At 66.2% G+C, this 18,664-nt stretch carries 14 protein-coding genes; 10 read left to right on the forward strand and 4 right to left on the reverse strand.

Annotated features, from left to right (window positions below):
- Nucleotides 1-2 precede the first annotated feature (2 nt).
- From cyoC to ULB03_RS01335, 3 genes are all read left to right on the forward strand, one after another.
- The gene (gene cyoC / locus ULB03_RS01325; protein ID WP_322481519.1) at nt 3-629 is read left to right on the forward strand and encodes a cytochrome o ubiquinol oxidase subunit III; all 627 of its coding nucleotides are present in this window, start codon (nt 3-5) and stop codon (nt 627-629) included.
- Nucleotides 629-997, forward strand: coding sequence for a cytochrome o ubiquinol oxidase subunit IV (gene cyoD, locus ULB03_RS01330; RefSeq protein ID WP_322481520.1), 369 nt, complete (start codon nt 629-631; stop codon nt 995-997). The genes cyoC and cyoD overlap by 1 nt, the downstream gene beginning before the upstream one ends.
- A gap of 86 nt (nt 998-1,083) precedes the next feature.
- A complete protein-coding gene (locus ULB03_RS01335; RefSeq protein WP_322481521.1) occupies nt 1,084-2,097 on the forward strand; it encodes a carbon-nitrogen hydrolase family protein in 1,014 nt (337 codons plus the stop codon).
- Nucleotides 2,098-2,105: 8 nt separating this feature from the next.
- Here ULB03_RS01335 and ULB03_RS01340 read toward each other — a convergent pair whose 3' ends face one another.
- Together ULB03_RS01340 and ULB03_RS01345 are read right to left on the reverse strand one after the other, a co-directional pair.
- Nucleotides 2,106-3,326 (reverse strand): phosphatidylinositol-specific phospholipase C1-like protein, encoded by a 1,221-nt coding sequence (locus ULB03_RS01340; protein WP_322481522.1) that lies wholly within the window; start codon nt 3,324-3,326, stop codon nt 2,106-2,108.
- 19 nt (nt 3,327-3,345) lie between these two features.
- Nucleotides 3,346-5,595: a TonB-dependent receptor gene (locus ULB03_RS01345; protein WP_322481523.1), complete on the reverse strand. Its 2,250-nt coding sequence runs from the start codon at nt 5,593-5,595 to the stop codon at nt 3,346-3,348.
- A 308-nt stretch (nt 5,596-5,903) separates the two neighbouring features.
- On the opposite strand from ULB03_RS01345, the gene ULB03_RS01350 reads away from it, so the two are divergent.
- Both ULB03_RS01350 and ULB03_RS01355 read left to right on the forward strand, forming a co-directional pair.
- Nucleotides 5,904-7,106, forward strand: a complete 1,203-nt coding sequence (locus tag ULB03_RS01350) for a TetR family transcriptional regulator (protein ID WP_322481524.1) — start codon at nt 5,904-5,906, stop codon at nt 7,104-7,106.
- A gap of 105 nt (nt 7,107-7,211) precedes the next feature.
- Nucleotides 7,212-8,513 carry an MFS transporter gene (locus ULB03_RS01355; RefSeq protein WP_322481525.1) on the forward strand — a complete coding sequence of 434 codons (1,302 nt, stop codon included), beginning with the start codon at nt 7,212-7,214 and terminating at the stop codon, nt 8,511-8,513.
- A gap of 9 nt (nt 8,514-8,522) precedes the next feature.
- Here ULB03_RS01355 and ULB03_RS01360 read toward each other — a convergent pair whose 3' ends face one another.
- The gene (locus tag ULB03_RS01360; protein WP_322481526.1) at nt 8,523-9,650 is read right to left on the reverse strand and encodes an SGNH/GDSL hydrolase family protein; all 1,128 of its coding nucleotides are present in this window, start codon (nt 9,648-9,650) and stop codon (nt 8,523-8,525) included.
- 618 nt (nt 9,651-10,268) lie between these two features.
- Here ULB03_RS01360 and ULB03_RS01365 point away from each other — a divergent pair.
- The 4 genes from ULB03_RS01365 to ULB03_RS01380 all read left to right on the forward strand — a co-directional run bounded on the left by ULB03_RS01365 (nt 10,269) and on the right by ULB03_RS01380 (nt 16,567).
- Entirely contained in the window at nt 10,269-13,151 is a 2,883-nt protein-coding gene (locus ULB03_RS01365; RefSeq protein WP_322481527.1) for a TonB-dependent receptor, read from the forward strand.
- A gap of 169 nt (nt 13,152-13,320) precedes the next feature.
- Nucleotides 13,321-14,856, forward strand: coding sequence for a tryptophan halogenase family protein (locus tag ULB03_RS01370; protein ID WP_322481528.1), 1,536 nt, complete (start codon nt 13,321-13,323; stop codon nt 14,854-14,856).
- A gap of 14 nt (nt 14,857-14,870) precedes the next feature.
- Nucleotides 14,871-15,563 (forward strand): SapC family protein, encoded by a 693-nt coding sequence (locus ULB03_RS01375; RefSeq protein ID WP_322481529.1) that lies wholly within the window; start codon nt 14,871-14,873, stop codon nt 15,561-15,563.
- Nucleotides 15,560-16,567, forward strand: coding sequence for a cupin-like domain-containing protein (locus ULB03_RS01380; RefSeq protein WP_322481530.1), 1,008 nt, complete (start codon nt 15,560-15,562; stop codon nt 16,565-16,567). The genes ULB03_RS01375 and ULB03_RS01380 overlap by 4 nt, the downstream gene beginning before the upstream one ends.
- A gap of 1 nt (nt 16,568) precedes the next feature.
- Here ULB03_RS01380 and ULB03_RS01385 read toward each other — a convergent pair whose 3' ends face one another.
- Nucleotides 16,569-18,107: a tryptophan halogenase family protein gene (locus ULB03_RS01385; RefSeq protein WP_322481531.1), complete on the reverse strand. Its 1,539-nt coding sequence runs from the start codon at nt 18,105-18,107 to the stop codon at nt 16,569-16,571.
- 138 nt (nt 18,108-18,245) lie between these two features.
- On the opposite strand from ULB03_RS01385, the gene ULB03_RS01390 reads away from it, so the two are divergent.
- Nucleotides 18,246-18,578 (forward strand): hypothetical protein, encoded by a 333-nt coding sequence (locus ULB03_RS01390; protein WP_322481532.1) that lies wholly within the window; start codon nt 18,246-18,248, stop codon nt 18,576-18,578.
- Nucleotides 18,579-18,664: the final 86 nt, after the last annotated feature.

Consider the following 18,664-nt stretch of genomic DNA (forward strand, 5'->3'; position numbering starts at 1 on the left):
TCATGAGCACCGCCTTGGCAACCAACACCCATGCGGCCGCCCACGCGGCCCATGATCATAGCCACAGCCACGACGACGGCAGCAAGACCGTCCTGGGCTTCTGGCTGTACCTGATGAGCGATTGCCTCATCTTCTCCTGCCTGTTCGCCACCTTCGCCGTGCTGGCGGGCAACGTGGCCGACGCGCCCACGGGCAAGCAGCTGTTCGACCTGCCCTATGTGGCGGGGGAAACGGTGCTGCTGCTGGTCAGCAGCTTCACCTTCGGCTTGGCCATGCTCAACATGCATGCGGGCCGCCAGGCCCAGGTCATCGCCTGGCTGGGCGTCACCTTCCTGGTGGGCGCCGGTTTCATCGGCATGGAGGTGCATGAGTTCGCCGCCCTGATCGGCGAGGGCGCCGGCCCCGGGCGCAGCGCCTTCCTCTCCGCCTACTTCACCCTGGTCGGCACGCACGGTCTGCATGTCACCGCCGGCCTGCTCTGGCTGGCGGTCATGATGCACCAGACGGCCAAGTTCGGGCTGGACGGCATCGTGCGCCGCCGCCTGTCCTGCCTCAGCCTGTTCTGGCATTTCCTGGATCTGATCTGGATCTGCGTCTTCACCTTCGTCTATCTGCGGGGGGCCCTCTGATGTCCGCGACCACGCATACCAACACCGCCAGCGCAGCCCACGGCACGCTGGCCTCCTACGTCACCGGCTTCATCCTCTGCCTCATTCTCACGGGCCTGTCCTTCGGCGCCGTCATGGGCGGGGTGCTGCCGCCAGAGAAGATTCTGGGCGCCATCAGCGGCCTGGCGGTGGTGCAGTTGCTGGTGCAGTTGATCGTCTTCCTGCATCTGGGCCTGGCGCCGGAACAGCGCAACTACACCGTCATCGGTGCGTTGACCGTGCTGTTGATCGCCACCATCGTCATCGGATCGCTTTGGGTGATGCACAACGCCAACGTGAACATGATGCCGACCCAGATGTCCGTGGAACGGGCCCTGTCCAAGGACTGACCTTGTCGTTGGGGCGGTCGTTCACGGCCGCCCCAACCCCTGTTACGCTCCCCCTCTCCCCCGCCCCGCTGGAAAGGCCCCGTCCCATGGTCAATCCCATCGTGCGCGCTGCCGTGGTGCAGGCCGCCCCCGTGATGTTCGACACGCCCGCCACCATCGCCAAGCTGGTTGAACTGGCGGAGCATGCGGCGGCGCAAGGGGCGGAAATTGTCGTCTTCCCCGAGGCCTTCGTCGGCGGCTATCCCAAGGGCCTGAACTTCGGCGCCCACCTGGGCATGCGCAGCCCCGAGGGACGGGAGGATTTCCGCCGCTATTACGAATCCGCCATCACCATCCCGGGGCCGGAGTTCCAGGAAATCAGCGAGGTGGCGCGGCGCGACCGCCTGCACCTGGTGGTGGGCGTCATCGAGCGCGAGGGCGGCACCCTCTATTGCACCGCCCTGATGGTCGGCCCCGATGGCCGCCTGCTGGGCAAGCACCGCAAGCTGATGCCCACGGCGCTGGAACGCCTGGTGTGGGGCTTCGGCGACGGCTCCACCATCACGGTGGTGGACAGCGCCATCGGCCGCTTCGGCAGCGTCATCTGCTGGGAAAACTATATGCCCCTGTTGCGCATGGCCATGTATGCCAAGGGCATCGAGTTCTACTGCGCCCCCACCGTCGATGATCGTGAGACCTGGCTGCCCACCATGCGCACCATCGCGTTGGAGGGGCGCTGCTTCGTGCTGTCGTCCTGCCAGTACCTGACCCGGGCCGACTGCCCCGCCGACTATGCCGCCGTGCAGGGCGACGACCCGTCCACCGTGCTGATCCGCGGCGGGTCCTGCATCATTGACCCACTGGGCAACGTGCTGGTCCCGCCCTGTTTCGATGGCGAAATGACCCACCTTGCCGACCTGGATCGTCGCCTGATCGCCCGTGGCAAGTACGACCTGGACGTGGCCGGCCACTACGCCCGTCCCGACGTCTTCAGCCTGACGGTGGACGCGCGCCCCAAAAGCCCCGTCACCTTCATGACGCCCCCGCCGCCGGGTGTCGACCCCCTGGGCGTCGATCCGGCAGCGGGGGAGCAGATGGTGATCGGGGTGAGACGGGACTGAAGCGACGCTCAGTTCCCAGCCGGCCGGCAACCGGGGGCCAGTAGGGGGTTGCAACGCGCCGGGCCGCCGCCAGGCAGACGCACCACGTAGTCGGTGCCATAGGCGTTGCCGGGGTGTTCGAAGTCGGTGGAAACGATTTGGGCGCCGCTGGCGAAGGCCGCCTTGGCCCGCCCCAGGTCGTTCACCTTGGCCTCATAGGTCTCGATGTCGGACCGGGTGCGGATGATGTAGCCCTCCCGGACATAGCGCCGGATGTCCTCCCCGCGCACCAGGGCGTTGTCCATCAGCAGCACCGCGGCGTGGTCCTCCCCCGGCTGCGCCCGCAGGAAGGCGACGCGGCCTTTCAGCGACGGGTGGCCATCAAGATAGGCCAGCGTGCCGTCCGGCCCGGACGCCGTGATCATGAAGAACAGGATCTTGCCGCGCGCCGCCGCCAAGGTGGGCCAATTCCCCGCCTTCACCGCCTGGTTCAGGGTGGGATAAGCACCGCGCACGTCATCCGGCATGATCAGCCGCTCCCGCCCCAGCGCGGACAGGATTTCCGCGTCCAGGTCATCGAACAGCTTGGCGTCGAAGGGAACGGTGCGCGTGGGGTTCGGCAGGGGGGAGGCGTCGTCGACCTTGGCCTCCAGCATGATGAACAGCGGCACATGCCTTGGGTGGGCGTCGGACCAGTCGCGGATTTGCCGCAGGCACAGCGCCAGCGTGGGGCAATGGCTGCGGAAGTCGACATCCGGGATGTGCAGTACCTTATAGCCGGGCTTGTCCAGGTCGGTGCTGTCGAAGGGCAGCAGGTCCTTCACCCCCTGGGCCCGCAGCATGCGATAGGCCACCGGGTCGCTGAACGTGCCGCCCTTGGGATCCGGGTTGACGTCGATTTCCAGGCTGCGCACCCCGCTGTCGAGCTGGGTCTTGAGGTCGGGGTGGTCGTAGTTCAGCGCCTCCTGGATGTTGACGCCGTTGGGGTGCTCCTCCTCGAACAGCGCGCGGCGGGCCGGCGGCATCTGCTGGAGACGGCTCATCATCCGCTCGAAGCCGGGTGCTGCGAGCGCCAGGACCCGGGGATCGGCCGGCATGGCATAGCTGTTGTGGGTGCCCAGGACCTGAATCTGGTTGATCTTCAGGGTGTCGGGGACGCCCGCCATCTCATCGGCGGCAGGTGCCGCCTGGGCGGCCGCCATCATCGCCAGCCCGGCCAGGGCGGCGGCCATCACGGTGTGCTTCATCATCACGGCTCCGGTCGGCGGATCAGAAGGAGTATTGGGCGTAAACGCCGACGGTGCGGTAGGCGTCCAGCGAGGTGTAGTGCAGCAGCCCCAAGGCGCCGTACTGCTGCCAGCCGGTGGAGAAGTAGGTGTTGAACAGGTTCTTGGCATAGACGCCCAACTGCAGGGCGTCGCCATCCGTGCTGATCCCGGCCCGCAGGTTGACCAGGCCATAGCCCGGCGTGCGGGAGTATTCCGGCTCCCCCACCACGGTGAACATGGTGGAGCGGTAGCTGTAGCTGACCGTGCCGTGGAAGGTCACGTCATTGGCGATGGGCTGGTCATAAGCGGCGCTGAGCGTGGTCATCCAGCGCGGGGAGTTCGTCAGCTTCGTGCCCGTGTAGTCCGTGGTGACGTTGTAGACATAGTCGGTGAACGCCGCGTCCGTGTAGGTGACCGAACCGTTCAGCGTCAGGGCGTCGGTGGCGCGCCACGCCAGGTTCAGCTCCGCGCCCTTGCTGGTCAGGCCGCCGGCGTTGCCGATCACCACCTGCGACACGACGGCGCCGGGAACGGTGGTCAGGATGGACGCCTGGAAGTCGGTGAACTTCTCCTCGAACAGGTCGAAGTTGACGCGGACGCGGCGATCCAGCAACTCCGACTTCACGCCGACTTCGTAGCTTTGCACCGTCTCCGCCTTGTAGGGGTCGTAAAGACTGCCGACGAAGGCGACGCCGCCCGGCTTGTAGCCGGTGGAGTAGGTGCCATACACCATGACGTCGTCGGTGATCTTGTACTGCGGGGAAATGCGGTAGGAGAAATTCTGCCCGGAAACCGATCCATAGGTCTGGTAGGGCACCTTGCTGGTGCCGATGACCGTGGCCTTGTAGCCGACGATGGGGGTGATATCGGCGGTGGGGAAGGTCAGCCCCTGCCCGTTGTGGTCATCGCTGAAGCGGCCGCCGAAGGCGATGCTGGCCTTGTCGGTCAGGTTCAGCTTGATCTGGCCGAAGGCGGCGGCGGTACGGTTGCGCGCCTTGAATCGGGCCTCATTGCCGCTGCCGTAGGGCGAGGTGGTGCTGTAGAAGGTGGTGAGGGGCTGGCCACTGGCGTTCACCAGCGGCTGGCCGGCCGTGTAAAGCTGCAACTGTGTCTGGTCGGCGGTCAGGACGTTGAAGTAGGCGCCCCCCAGGTACTCCAGGAATTGGCCGGTGGGCGAGGCCCAGCGCACCTCCTGGCTGAACTTGGTCGTGTCCAGGCGGCCCTGGTTGTAGGGGATGTAGGCGTAGATATTCCCCGGCACCAGGTCGGCCGGCGTGTCGTTGTCATAGGTGGTGTAGCGCAGGGCGGTGATGGCCGTCAGGGTGTCGCTGCCGATGTCAGCCTTGACCCGCAGAGATCCACCGTATTCATCGGTGCGGATGCCGCCTTCGGACCCGTCGGCGCTGTCCACGTTTTCCGTGCCCGGCGTAACGCCCAGGGAGATTTCCGCCGCCGTGACCTTGGCCGGCGCGCCGGACACGGCCGTCCGCACCGTGGTGTCCCAGTGGTGGGCGTAGTCGCCGGAGGCCAGGATCTCGATGGTGTCCGTCGGCTGGATCAGCAGCTTGGCGCGGGTGCCGTAATCCTCGAAGGATCCCAGCGTCTTGTGCAGCACCGTGTACTCACCGTGCCCGTCCTGGCCCTGGTAAAAGGCCGACATGCGCAGGGCCGCCTGGTCGCCCAGCGGCACGTTGACCCGGGCGCTGTCGATCTTGTCGTTGTTCTCGCCGTAGCTGGCGGCCACCTTGCCCGAGAAGCGGCCCAATTCGGGATCGTTGGTGGTGATGGCGATGACGCCGGAGGTGGCGTTCTTGCCAAACAGGGTGCCCTGGGGGCCCATCAGCACGTCCACGCGCTTGATGTCATCCAGGCCGGTGAGGCCATTGTCCCGCTGGCCGTCCATGACCACGTCGTCAACCACGATGCTGACCGACTTCTCATTGGAAAAGTCGAAGGACTCGCTGCCAACGCCGCGGATCTGGAAGGCCGCGCCCTGGGTGGGGTCGTATTGCAGACCGGGGACCATGTATTGCAGGTCGGTCACTGACTGGTAGCCCGACTCTTCGATCGCCTTGCCGCTGAGGGAGGTGATGGAGATGGGAACGTCCTGCACGCTTTCGGCCCGGCGTTGCGCCGTCACCACCACCTCTTCCAGGGCCTGCGGGGCGTCGGACTCAAGTGCCGCGGCGCTGGCGCCGCCCGTGGCCAGCATGGTCGCGCCCATGAGGACGGTGATCCGATTTTTCCACATCGATGTCTTCCCTGGATTGGCGGAAACGGGATGGACAGGCGGTCCGCAGCGGGACGGCCGTCCAAAGTCCCGCGACTTTTAACCCAGGACGGGTCGTGCGCCGAATGAAGAGATTATGACGGTTGTACGGATTTTAAGCGCCCACACGAACCAGGCGGCACGAGAGGGTGGCGTCGGTTTGCTGCGTCCGCCACCTTACAGTGAAGGGCAATAATGCTATTATTTCCAATCTAAACATGGAAATCCGCGCCATCCAATGGCACCATGCCCCCAATCGAAGCCCCACCTGTCGCCCGCTGTCCTATCCCATGACCGACGATCAACAGAACAACTGTACGGACTTGCTGCCCGCCAGCCTCAGGCTGGTCGCCCAGGAGGGCTTGGGGGCGTTGAGCCTGCGGCGCCTGGCGGCCGCGGCGGAAACCAGCCTGTCGGCCCTGTCCTATCGCTTCGGAAAGAAGGAGCGCCTGATCGCCCAGGTGATCGCCGCCGCCCATGAGCAGGACCGGGACTTCTGGTGCGAATGGGCCCGTCGGGTGGATGCGATGTCGGGCCTGTCCGGCCTTGCCATCGCGGATATCGCCGAGGCGGTGTTGGTGGCGCTGACGGCCCAGCATCCGGAGCGCAGCCTGTTTTTTTGCGAACTGGTCCAGGCCAGCGCTTGGGATGAAACGGTGCGTGCGGCGCTGGGGCCTTGGCTGGCGACCCGTCTGGCGTTCTGGCGACGGCTGTGCGCCAAGGCGGCGCCGGGGACCGCCCCCCAGGTCGACCTTGCCGTCCTGCTGCACGCCTACAGCATCGACGAAACCGCCTTCAGCCTGAGCCTGAGGGACCACGCTCCCTATGCCTGGCTGCGCAAGCTGGGCTTGCGGCGCCTCTGCACGCCTCACGCCCCGCCGGGAAACAGGGCGGCGGATGAGCGGCTGTTCCAGGTGTTTTACGATGAATCCGCGACGGTTCCCGACACCGTCGCGCTGGACCGGGAGGATATCGTGCGCACGCCCCTGGAAACCCAGGCCATGGCGCATGCGGCTGCCCTGATCGTGCGCGAGGGGGCGGAGGCTGTCACCCATCGCGCCGTGGCCAAGGCGGCCAATGTGCCGGCCTCCACCCTGGCCTATCGCTTCCGGCGCCAGGAAGACCTGCTGAAAGCCGGCCTGGAAGGCATCATCCGGCAGATGTGGCAGGAGGTGGAGGCACCGCCGGCCGGCGCCCCGGAGGGCGGCAACGCCCCCATCGCGCGCGGCACCTACGCCATCGCCCTGGCGGCGACGCGGCGGCCGGAACTGGTCGCCTGCGCCGCCGCGATGCGGCGCCGGCGGGGGGAGAACATCAACCGCTACCTGACCGTCCGGACCGGGACGCCCCATCATTATGATCCGCTGACGACCCAAGCCTTGGCGGTCACACGGCTGGGACAGCGCATGCTGGAGGGCCGCCATCCCGACCAGATCACGGCCACGGCCGCCGTCGTGCAGGCGTTGGAGACCTGGCTGGGCGCAAAAATTTAACACTGGACGCACCCCCGGCCGGGTGATGATCCCCGCCCCTCACCAGGTGGGTCCAGGAACGTGCGGTCACCCCGGGCATTTACCGTCCTTGATTGGCCAAGACTGATGGTCTTGTCGGCCCCGGGCATCCCGTTCGTCGGCTTCTACGGGTCGATCACCCTGGTTTTCCCAACCTACCTCACCCAGCATTTCGGCTTGTCCCTGGGCGCGGCCGCCACGTTGTTGGCGGCGGTCCGCCTTTGGGAAACGGCGATCGCCCCGCTGGTGGGGGCGCTATCCGACGCGACCGCCAGCCGCTTCGGCCGCCGTATCGTCTGGATGGCGGCAGCGACCCCCGTTGTCCTGGCGGCCACCACCCTCCTCTATTTCGCGCCGCCGGACTTGCCGGCCGTTACCATCACGGCGGCGCTGCTGGCCTTGGGCACCGGCTGGACCATGATCAACGTGCCCCACGGCGCCTGGGCCCTGGAAATCAGCAATCGCACGGAAGACCGCGCCCGCATCTTCGGCATGCGGCAGTTCGTGGGCTACGGCGCCATGGTCCTGTTCCTGATGGGGCCGGCGGTAACGGAGCGCCTGTGGCCGGACACGGGTGTGGCGGCGCAGATGGCCTTGGTCGGCGGCCTCATCCTGGCGTCCTTGCCGGCCAGCATCGCCTTGCTGGGCCGCCTGGTGCCGGAACGGCCGGCGGCGCCCAGCCCGCTGGTGGCCCGCCAAGTCTGGCGGGTCTATGTCCTGCCGCTGTGCAAGCCGGCGTTCGCGCCCGTGGCGGCGCTGTTCATCGCCATGGGCATCTATACCGCCGTCGAATCCGCGCTGTACCTGTTTTTGGTGCGCGCGGGCCTGGGGCTGGTGGGATGGGGCATGAGCCTGATGCTGCTGCAATTCACCTGCGGGCTGGCGTCCATCCCCCTCTGGCTGGGTGTCCGCCGCCGCTGGGGCACGGTGCCCACCCTGCGCCTCGTGGCGATGGTGCAGGGGCTGTCATCCCTGGCATTGTCCTTCCTGCCCCACGGCCAATTGGCACCGTTCCTCGGGCTCGCGATCCTGCGCGGCATGGTCAATGGCACGGAGTTCATCCTGATCCGCACCCTGCTGGGCGGACTGTTGGAAGACCACACCGCCAAGCACGCCGACGTGCCGGCGGCCAGCTATTACGCCTCGTTCCACTTCCTGTTCGATGTCGCCGCCGCCCTTACCACCTTCGTCGTGTTGCACGCCCTGGCCGGAACCGGCTTCGACCCGCGCGCGGCGGGCGCCACCGGCCCCGATCAGGCGGAACGCATCAAATGGCTGGCGACCATCGCCTTGAGCCTGCCCCCGCTTCTGACGCTGGGCTTGCTTTGCCGCATGCCGCCACGGCTGGGGGCGCGGATGCCGGCGCCCGCCTCCCCCCTGCCAAGCTGAGCCCGGTGCTCACTTCCCCGACCAAACGTCGGGATGGGCATCCATATAGTCACCCAGCGCCTTGGCGATCTTGGCATCGTCCACCAGGCTGGGATGGGCGTGGCAGCCGGTGAAGGCGATGTCATGCATGGGCAGGAAGGCCACGCGCCGCTCACCCGCCGCCTGCAACTTCTCCGCCACCTTCGCCACCTCCGCCTTGATCTCGCCCTCGGCCATGTCGGTCGCCCACAGCAGGAAATAGGCCTGCGGGTTGCGGGCGCGCAGGCCCTGGACGAAGCGGACATACGTCGCCTCGTAGTCCGCATGCAGGGCGTCGCGCGTCGCCCACTTCTCGCCGGCGTGCAGCGGCGTGGTGAAATCGTTGGTGCCCAAGGCGATGACGATGACCTGCGGATGCCAGGCCGGGTCCTCATAGCGGACGGCATGGTCGAACAGGATATAGGGGTAGGCCTCCGGCAGGGTGTCGGCGGCGAAGCCGTTGTAATTACGCACGATACCCCGGCCCGAAATGGCGTTCACCTGATAGTCGGCACCGTAGCGGCCGGCCAGGCGCGGCGCGATCCCCTGCGAGGTGTCGGTGGTGCTCCACACCTCCGACACCGTGCACGTCGCCTGGAAGGCCGTCTGGTCCGCCGTGTTGCCATAGCCCACGGTGTGGCTGTCGCCGACGAACTCGATCTGCCGGGTGGGGACCGGCAGGGGCAGCGCGGCAACACCCGCCGGGGCATAAAAGCCGCCGAAGGTGCTGGGACCGGCCTGGGTCTCGCTGGCCGTATCCACGCGCAGGGTGTGCGCGCCGGGCCGCAGCCCGGCGACACGGTAGACGCCCGGCGCGGGCTTCACCAGCGCGACCGGCGCGCCGCCGTCGACGCTGACACGCAGGCTGACATCCCCGGGGCCGACCCGGAACAGCGCCACAGCGCCGCGAAACCGGGTCTCCACATAGGTGCCTGGCCACTGGCGGCGGAAGCCGCCATCGGCACCCTCCGCCAGCACCCGGCCGCCAATATGGCTGGGCAGCGGGGCGGCACCCGCCGGCAGATCGGCGACCGGCTCGACCTTCGGAACGGCTTCACCAGCCAGGACCGGCCCCGCCGCCAAGGCGGCCACCATCGTCAAAACGAACAGAGATTTCACCGCTGATCCTCCCAACCGCCCTTCCTTGGGCGCCCCCACCGGGCAAAGCCGCCGGAGAGTAACGATACCGCCGGCCGGCTTCCAGCCCGGAACGGCGGATGACGCCGCGCGGTCGTGGGGACCTGCCGGGAGCCGGTCAAAAAACGCCTGAGTCTCGTCTCCTGGCCCGGCTTGCGACAGCTAAGGACACCCCCGAAACCGCCGCCACCGACCCATTGGCGCCCGGAATGATGGTGCAAATGACACACTTACGCCCCCAAATTCGCAATGTTCAGATTTTTGTCGCCCCTACCCACACCCTGTGGTAGCGTTACCATTGCATAGGGTTGGGGCTTACCACGACAGTGGTAGTTTTAGAATTACTCTAGCGAATGGGAGGAAGGGCGCAGGTCGGCAAGTGATGCCGCCTGCCTGCATGACATAAGCCTTACGCGGTATTTTGCATATAAATATGATAGCGCTAACAGAAACTGTTGGCGTGCCCGTATTTATCTGCCCCCGTGTCGGCATATCACAAACAAAACCGTCTTTTTAAGACTAGGGAGGGATAATATGGTAAAGCTACAAAGAAAAATGGGAGCGTCCAAGTCAACGGCACTGACTGTTCGCAAGGCGGTCTTGGCCGGCGTTTCGCTGGTGACGCTTGCGGGCCTTACAGCGCCCGCTTACGCGCAGACGACACAGACCAGCCCGGCGCAGGGCGGCGCCAATTCCGATACGATGGAAGACATCATCGTCACCGGCATCATCGGCTCGCTGCAACGTAACCTTGATATCAAGCGTGAGGCGAACGGCATCGTCGACGCCATTTCGGCGGAGGATATCGGCAAGTTCCCCGATTCCAACGTCGCGGCCTCGATGCAGCGCATTCCCGGCGTGTCCATCAGCCGCGGCACCAGCAGCATGGGCGGCGTGCCAACCTCCACCGGTGACGCCACCGCCATCACGGTGCGCGGTTTCGGCCCCAGCTTCAACGAAACGCTGTTCGATGGCCGCGTTTCCGCCTCCGCCGCCAGTTCCGGCCGTGGTTTCGACTTCAGCTCCGTCAGTTCCGACTTCATCGGTCAGATCGATGTGCTGAAGTCGCCGGACGCCTCGCTGTCGGCCGGCGCCATCGGCGCCACGGTCAACATCAAGTTCCCCAAGCCGCTGGATCACTCCGGGTTCCGGGCCGCCGGCTCCGTCTCGGGCTCCTACGCCTCCGACGCGGATGGCGCCTCGCCCAACGGCGCCCTGATGGTCAGCGACACCTTCGCCCACGACACCTTCGGCATCTTGCTGGCCGGCGGCTTCAACGAAACCCAGACCCGTGGCAACCATGTGAACAACCAGGGCTGGATCGGCACCACGGCCACCTCCCCGGCCACAGATCCTGTCAATTATCATTTCGCCAGCTTGGCGCCCGGCGTCAAAGAAGGCACCCCCGCCTGGTTCATCCAGGACTACGGCCTCTACCAGGAACACAGCGACACGATCCGCAAGTCCGCTCGCCTGGCCTTGCAATGGCAGCCGTCGGATCAGATCGAAGTCACCTTGAACGACGATTTCCAGCGTGAGGACGCGCACCAGAACCAGTATGGTTACAGCATCTGGTTCAATTCCCGTAGCATGCAGAATGTGAAGCTGAACAGCAACGGGTCGGTGATCGACTTCGTTCAGCCCAACACGCCTACCGACTTCCAGGCGCAGTACAACAGCCAGGTTCTGCAGAACAACCTGTACGGCCTGAACGTCAAGTGGACGCCAACCAACAACTGGACCGTCACGGTTGACGCCGCTCGGTCCGAATCCTGGCAGAACCCGGGCGATCAGCTGACCAGCCTGGACGCAGACGTGGGCTATGGTTCCTGCGCCAGTGGCACCTGCATCAACACCAACAACGTGGGCATCACCGGCGTCGCGGCCGGCGCCCTGCCCTATCCCACCGTCTACGGCCCGAACGGCAACGCGGCGCAGTTCACCAACGGCTTCATCGGGTCGCACGTCTTCCCGATGACGTCGACGCGCAACTACAACGTCATCGACCAGGGCAAGGTCGAAGGCCAGTGGAAAAGCGGCGATACCACCATCCGCTTCGGCATGCAGTACATCGACAACAAGGAAGACCTGGCCAGCTACGACACCTTCACCAACAGCGATTGGCAGGCGTACAGCGGGTATGGTCCGGCGTCGGGTTCACCCACCGGCGTGGCGCTGCCGCAGAGCTGGTTCACCCAGACCTTCAGCACCGCCAACTTCATCCCCGGCTTCGCCAACAACGGCAACCTGCCCTCGCAGATCCTGATGGCCAACCCGGGCCAGATCCTCAATTACCTGCAATCGCTGGGCAATCCCCAGACCAAGAGCATCCCGGGCTTCAACTACGGCTGCTGCACCCCGCCCTTCGACGGCACCTACCGTTTGATCCTGTCGCCTGGGTCCAAGCGCGACATCGAAGAAGAAACCTACGCTCCCTATGTCTCGGCGACGTTCAAGACCGACGTGGCCAACATGCCGCTGAAGGTCAATCTGGGCGTTCGTGAGGAAATCACTCATGTGACGTCCGCCGGTCTGGGTCAGACCCCAACCGCCTTCACCGTGACCCCGGGCGACAAGACCGCGTTCACGGTGGCGTATGGCCCTGTCAGCACCGTCGAGGGCACCAACAATTACCAGTACATGCTGCCCAACCTGGATCTGACCTTGGGTGTCACCGACGACCTGCAGGTGCGCTTCAACGCGTCGCGCACCCTAACCCGTCCGCCGCTCAACAATATGACACCGGTGTACAGCATCAGCACGCAGCGCGTCGGCACGGTATCAGCCTCGGGTGGCAATCCCAACCTGATGCCCTACCTGTCGGATAACCTGGATATCGGTGCCGAGTATTATTACCAGCGCAATTCCTATGTCGCCCTGGACGGTTTCATGAAGAGCGTCAGCAACTTCGTGATCGGCGGCACCTCGCAGAAGACCTTCGCCGGCGTCATCGACCCGACCACGGGCAAGGATATGCAGTACAGCTACAGCACGTACGTCAACGGGCCGACGGCCGAGGTCTACGGCCTGGAAATGTCCGTTCAGCATGTGTTTGATGACACCGGCTTCGGCTTCCAGGCCAACGCCACCGTTGTGGGCACCAACAAACCTTACGATCCGCTGAACCTGGCGGTCAGCAACTTCGCGGTCACGGGCCTGGCCAACTCCGCCAACTTCGTCGGCTTCTTTGACAAGTACGGCTTCCAGGCCCGTATCGCCGTCAACTGGCGCGACGAGTACCTGGACCATTTCGGCCAGGCGCAGGGCGGATCCATCTACGGGTCCGAGCCGACCTTCGTCGATCCAGCCTGGGAAGTGGATTTCAGCACCAGCTACGACATCAATCAGTATGTGAGCGTCTACTTCGAAGCCTTGAACCTGACCAACGAGACCTACTCGACCCATGGCCGGTTCAAGGAACAGCTGCTGGATGCCGTCGCCTATGGGCAGCGGTACACCATCGGCGCCCACTTCAAGTACTGAGTTTGTTTGTGAGCGTACCTTCCTCCTGAACTCCGGGGGGCCGCCGTGGCACGCGGCGGCCCCTTTTTCCCCCTGGAGCGATCGGGGAAAAGCCCTACACTGGCGCAAAATTGGTTGCCGATACCCCCGTCAGGGAGGCGGGACGGCACCCCAGACCCAGGATGCCTTCATGGACCGTCCCATCCAGCATATCGTCATCGTCGGCGGCGGCACCGCCGGCTGGCTGACCGCCGGCATCGTCGCCGCCCGGCACAAGGCGCGCATGGCCGCCGGCTTCAAGGTGACCTTGGTGGAATCGCCCAACGTCGCCATCATCGGCGTGGGCGAGGGCACGTGGCCCACCATGCGCACCACGCTGGAAAAGATGGGTGTGTCGGAGACGGAGTTCTTCCGCCACTGCGACACCGCCTTCAAGCAAGGCGGCAAGTTCGTGGGCTGGACCACCGGCGCCGCGGACGACGCCTATTACCATCCCCTGATGCTGCCTCACGGCTGGTCGCAGGTGAACCTGGCGCCCCATTGGCTGCAGGACGCGCGCGGCCGCACCTTTTCCGACGCCGTCTGCCCGCAGGAGGCCATCTGCGAGGACGGGCTGGCGCCCAAGACCATCTCCACCCCCGAATACCGGGGCGTGGCCAACTACGCCTATCATCTGGACGCCGGCAAGTTCGCCGGCTTCATGCAGCGGCATTGCACGGAGAAGCTGGGGGTACAGCACATCCTGGCCGATGTGACCGAGGTCCGGCAGGATGAGAACGGCGACATCACCAGCCTGGTGACCGCGCAGGCGGGTGAGATCGCCGGTGACCTGTTCGTGGATTGCACCGGGTTCCACGCCCTGCTGATCGGCAAGACCCTGGGCGTGGGGTTCAAGGAATGCCGCGACGTGCTGTTCTGCGACACGGCCCTGGCCGTGCAGGTCCCCTATGAGACCGCGGACGCCCCCATGGCGTCGCAGACCATCGCCACCGCCCAGTCGTCCGGCTGGATCTGGGACATCGCCCTGCCCACCCGGCGCGGTCTGGGCTACGTCTATTCCAGCGACCATATCGATGAGGAAGCGGCGCGGGCCGAACTGGCGCGCTATGCCGGGACGCAAGCGGAGGCGCGCAAGATCCCCATCCGCGGCGGCCATCGCGAGACGTTCTGGAAAAACAATTGCGTGGCCGTGGGGTTGGCCGCCGGGTTCCTGGAACCGCTGGAAGCCTCCGCCATCATGCTGATCGAACTGTCGGCCAAGATCATCGCCGAACAACTGCCCGCCCGCCGCAGCGTCATGGACATCGTGGCCCGCCGCTTCAACGAGGTGACGCGCTATCGCTGGGGCCGCATCATCGACTTCCTGAAGCTGCATTACGTCCTGACCCAGCGGACCGACACGGCCTTCTGGCGGGACAATGTCGACCCCGCCTCCGTGCCTGAGCGCTTGCGGGACCTGTTGCGCCTGTGGAAATACCGTGCGCCCTGGTTCCTGGATGAGTTCGACCGGCTGGAGGAGGTGTTCCCCGCCGCCAGCTATCAATATGTGCTGTATGGCATGGGGTTCCGCACCGAGGTGGACCCGGCCGAGAACGGCGCCGATGCCACCCTGGCCAGCCGCATCCTGGAAGAGAACGCGGCCATGGCCCGGAAGATGCGCGCCAACCTGCCCAAGAACCGCGACCTGGTGCGCAAGATCCGCGACCACGGCATGCAATCGATCTGAGCCTGACGGGACCCATGACCAACATCGCCATCGTCAACGCCCACACCCACCGCGACCTGCACGTGAAGGCCAAGGCCAGCCCCGCCTTCGACGCCAAGCATTTCGTCGCCGTCATCGTGGCCGAGTTCCCGCTGCTGGCCGTCCAGTGCCCCATCCTGTTTTCCAAGGATGCGGAAACCGGCGCCTTCCTGTGCGGCGCGGTGCTGGGCTTCCAGCAGAACGAGAACCTGTTCCTGACCCAGGAGGGCTGGCAGGGCTACCGCCCCCTGACCCTGCAACGCGGCCCCTTCTACACCGTGGGCGACGACCTGGGCATCGACCTGGACGACGCCCGGGTCGGTCGGGACGTGGGCGAACCGCTGTTCGGCGCCAATGGTGAGATGACGCCCTATCTGAAGGGCATCATCGCCGCGATGCAGGAGCTGCGTCCGGGGCTGGAGCGGACCAAGCGCTTCATCGACACGCTGCTCGGCCTGAAGCTGATCGAGCCCATCGATATCAGCCTCAGCTTCGACGATGGCAGCCAGTTGCAGCTTGACGGCCTGTACACCATCGACCGCGACGCCCTGCGCGCCCTGCCCGACGCGGCGGTGCTGGATCTGTTCCGCCGGGGCTATATGCAGTTGATCTATCTGATGATCGCGTCGCTGAAGCACATCCCCCTGATGGCGGAGCGCAAGAACAAGCGGCTGACGGCGGCGCCATGACGGCCACCGTCGGCGAACGCGACGGCCGCACCCTCGCCTCCGCGGACCAGTTCCGGGATGAGGTGGTGGCCGCCGGCAGGCCCCTGGTGCTGCGGGGCCTGGTGGCCCACTGGCCGGCGGTGGACCAGGGAACCCCCGGCGCCTTGCGCGATTACCTTGCCCGTTTCGGGGCCGGCGTCACGATGGAAACGTTCGTCGGCCCGCCGGGCATCTGGGGCCGGTATTTCTACGCCGATGGCCTCAAAGGCTTCAATTTCGAGCGCCGGCCCCTGAGCCTGGCCGAGGCGCTGGAGCAGATGGTGCAGGCGCTGGACGACCCGGACGCCCCCACGCTGTACGCCGGCTCCCTGGCGCTGGACGACCATTTGCCGGGCTTCACGACGGAAAACGTCATGCCCCTGCTGCCGCCAGGCGTGGCCGGGCGCATTTGGCTGGGCCATGCCTCCCGCGTCGCCACCCATTACGACGCCTTTGAGAACCTGGCGTGCGTGGTGGCGGGAACGCGGCGCTTCACCCTGTACCCGCCTGCGGCGATCAGCGATCTCTATGTCGGGCCCATCGACAACACCCTGTCCGGCCAGCCCGTCAGCCTGGCGGCATCCGATCCGGACAACCCAGCCTATCCCCGATTCCAGGCCATTCGCGACCAGGCGCTGGTGGCGGACCTCAACCCGGGCGACGCCCTGTTCCTGCCCAAGCTGTGGTGGCACCAGGTGGAGGCGACGGCCCCCTTCAACGGCATGGTCAACTACTGGTGGGACGCCTTCGCCGCCGGGCCGGACGCGCCCTTCACCAGCCTGCTGCTGGCCATGATCACCCTGGCCGAACGACCGGAGGTGGAGCGCCAAGCCTGGCGCGCCTTCTTCGACCATTACGTCTTCCGCCCCCAAGGCCATCCCCTGGCCCACCTGCCGGCGGAACAGCACGGCGTGCTGGGCCCCCTGAAGGCCGGCAACTACGGCCGCCTCCGCGCCCGGGTGATGCAGCTTTTGCGCGGGGGGTGAGCTAACCCGCCGCCGCGCAGTGCCGGTCGATGAAGGCCTGGTGGTGGGGCATGGTTTGCACCACGCGGCCGATGACATCGTGGATGTTGGCCAAGGCCCCCCGGATCTTGTCGGGGTCGAGAAGGTCGGTCATGGGGTCGGGACGGCGGGGACGGATATCCTGGCCGGTGAAGACATAGAGCCAGCTTTGCTCCGGGAACAGCTCGGTATCCTCGCGCTGGATACGGCCGTAGCCCTGGAACAACTCGATCTTGGCCCGCAGGCTGTCGGGCCAGTCGATGTCGGCGCAATGGCGCCAGAAATCGCTGTCCCGCCGCTGGCCGGTGGCGTAGTGCAGCACCAGGAAGTCCCGGATCCGCTCATACTCGAAGGCGAGCATGCGGTTATAGCGGGCGATGTCCGCCGGTTCGCAATGCCGGTCGGGCAGCATCTGGATGAACAGCGCCAGGCCGCGATGGACCATGTGGATGCTGGTGGATTCCAGCGGCTCCAGGAAACCGCTGGCCAGGCCCAGGGACAGGCAGTTGCGCTTCCAGCTTTCCCGCCGCCGGCCGGTGACGAAGCGCAGCACGCGCGGATCCGCCAGGGGCTTGCCCGCCAGGTTGGACAACAGCGTCTCCCGCGCCGCCTCGTCGCTCAGGAAATCGCGGGCGTAGACCACGCCGTTGCCCTCGCGGTGCTGCAAGGGGATGCGCCATTGCCAGCCGGCCGACCGCGCCGCCGCCAGGGTGTAGGAGGGCGGCGGCCCCGCCCGTTCGCTGGGGACGGCGACGGCGCTGTCGCAGGGCAGGAATCGCTGCCAGTTCTCATAGCCGGCCTGCAGGGCCTCCTCGATCAGCAGGCCACGGAACCCGCTGCAATCAATGAAGAAATCACCGTCGACGCGGCGGCCGTCCTCCAGGCGCAGGGCCTCGATGAAGCCATCCTCGGGGCGCAGGTCCACCCGCACCACCTTGCCCTCCACCCGGGTGACGCCGCGCGCCTCGGAATAGCCGCGCAGATAGCGCGCGAACAGCGCCGCGTCGAAATGCAGGGCATAGGTGATGCCCTCCAGGGGGGAGCCGGGCGCCTGCACCGGGCGCATAAACCGATTGTGCGCCGCCGCCATGGCCTGCAGCGAATATTCCTCCAGCGGGGCGCCGCCACCGGCCAGGCGCTGGCGCATCCAATAGGCGGGGAAGCCTATCCCCTCCATCTCGAAGCCGGTGCGGCCGAAGGGATGGAAATAGGAATGGCCCACGCGGGTCCAATCCTGGAAACGGATGCCCAGCTTGAAGGTGGCGTTGGTCTGGCGGATCAGGTCGTCCTCATCGATCCCCAGCACGCGGATGAAGTTCATGATAGGGGGGATGGTCGCCTCCCCCACGCCGATGGTGCCGATCTGTTCGGATTCCACCAGTTGGATATCGCACTTCAGGTTGCGCAGGAACCGGGCCAGGCTGGCCGCCGCCATCCACCCGGCGGTGCCGCCGCCCACAATGACGATGCGCCGCAATGGTGCGTTGGTAGCGGTATCATTCGAAGCGTGCGACGGGACCATGCGTTGGGTTCCTACGGTTTCTCTCCCTGTTGCCTTCCTTTTAGCGCGGCCCGCCGCCCCGCGTCACAACTTTCTGTGGCAGCCCATCAGCCTTCTTGGGACTTGAAGCCGGCGGCCGACATCGCCAGATTGGCGACCATGCGCTGGTTGCTCGCCCTTCTGCTGCTGTTCACGGCGGTGTTCGACGGCCCGTCCCTGACCGAAATGGCAGGCGGCGCGCCGACGTGCGGCATCACGCAGGAGCATGTGGCGGTGGAGGGCGCGCCCGACCCCACCGACGGCCTGCGCCACAGCGCGGTTCATTTCCATGCCGGCCAGGGCCCCTGCGGCCATGTCCATGTGGCCGATGCGGTCGGTCCCGCCTTCATGCCGGGGCCGGGCGTCCGCATCCGGTTGGCGGTCCTGCCACCACTGGATCAACCCTACACCACCCGCGCCATCGCCCCACCGGACCGGCCCCCGACCGCTTGATCGAGTCCGCTCCACGCCGCGGCCCCTGACGCCCTTTCCGCCAGGAAGGGCCCGGGTCACGGCGTCATCGATCCTGCTTGTCCGGA

The sequence above is a fragment of the Nitrospirillum goiasense genome (genome assembly GCF_034427435.1).
Taxonomy (GTDB): domain Bacteria; phylum Pseudomonadota; class Alphaproteobacteria; order Azospirillales; family Azospirillaceae; genus Nitrospirillum.

Bases quoted from the DNA above. Each gene is read 5' to 3' on its own strand.
- cyoC (WP_322481519.1), top strand. From the start codon at position 3: ATGAGCACCGCCTTGGCAACCAACACCCATGCGGCCGCCCACGCGGCC.
- cyoD (WP_322481520.1), top strand. From the start codon at position 629: ATGTCCGCGACCACGCATACCAACACCGCCAGCGCAGCCCACGGCACG.
- ULB03_RS01335 (WP_322481521.1), top strand. From the start codon at position 1,084: ATGGTCAATCCCATCGTGCGCGCTGCCGTGGTGCAGGCCGCCCCCGTG.
- ULB03_RS01340 (WP_322481522.1), bottom strand. From the start codon at position 3,326: ATGATGAAGCACACCGTGATGGCCGCCGCCCTGGCCGGGCTGGCGATG.
- ULB03_RS01345 (WP_322481523.1), bottom strand. From the start codon at position 5,595: ATGTGGAAAAATCGGATCACCGTCCTCATGGGCGCGACCATGCTGGCC.
- ULB03_RS01350 (WP_322481524.1), top strand. From the start codon at position 5,904: ATGACCGACGATCAACAGAACAACTGTACGGACTTGCTGCCCGCCAGC.
- ULB03_RS01355 (WP_322481525.1), top strand. From the start codon at position 7,212: ATGGTCTTGTCGGCCCCGGGCATCCCGTTCGTCGGCTTCTACGGGTCG.
- ULB03_RS01370 (WP_322481528.1), top strand. From the start codon at position 13,321: ATGGACCGTCCCATCCAGCATATCGTCATCGTCGGCGGCGGCACCGCC.
- ULB03_RS01375 (WP_322481529.1), top strand. From the start codon at position 14,871: ATGACCAACATCGCCATCGTCAACGCCCACACCCACCGCGACCTGCAC.
- ULB03_RS01380 (WP_322481530.1), top strand. From the start codon at position 15,560: ATGACGGCCACCGTCGGCGAACGCGACGGCCGCACCCTCGCCTCCGCG.
- ULB03_RS01385 (WP_322481531.1), bottom strand. From the start codon at position 18,107: ATGGTCCCGTCGCACGCTTCGAATGATACCGCTACCAACGCACCATTG.
- ULB03_RS01390 (WP_322481532.1), top strand. From the start codon at position 18,246: ATGCGCTGGTTGCTCGCCCTTCTGCTGCTGTTCACGGCGGTGTTCGAC.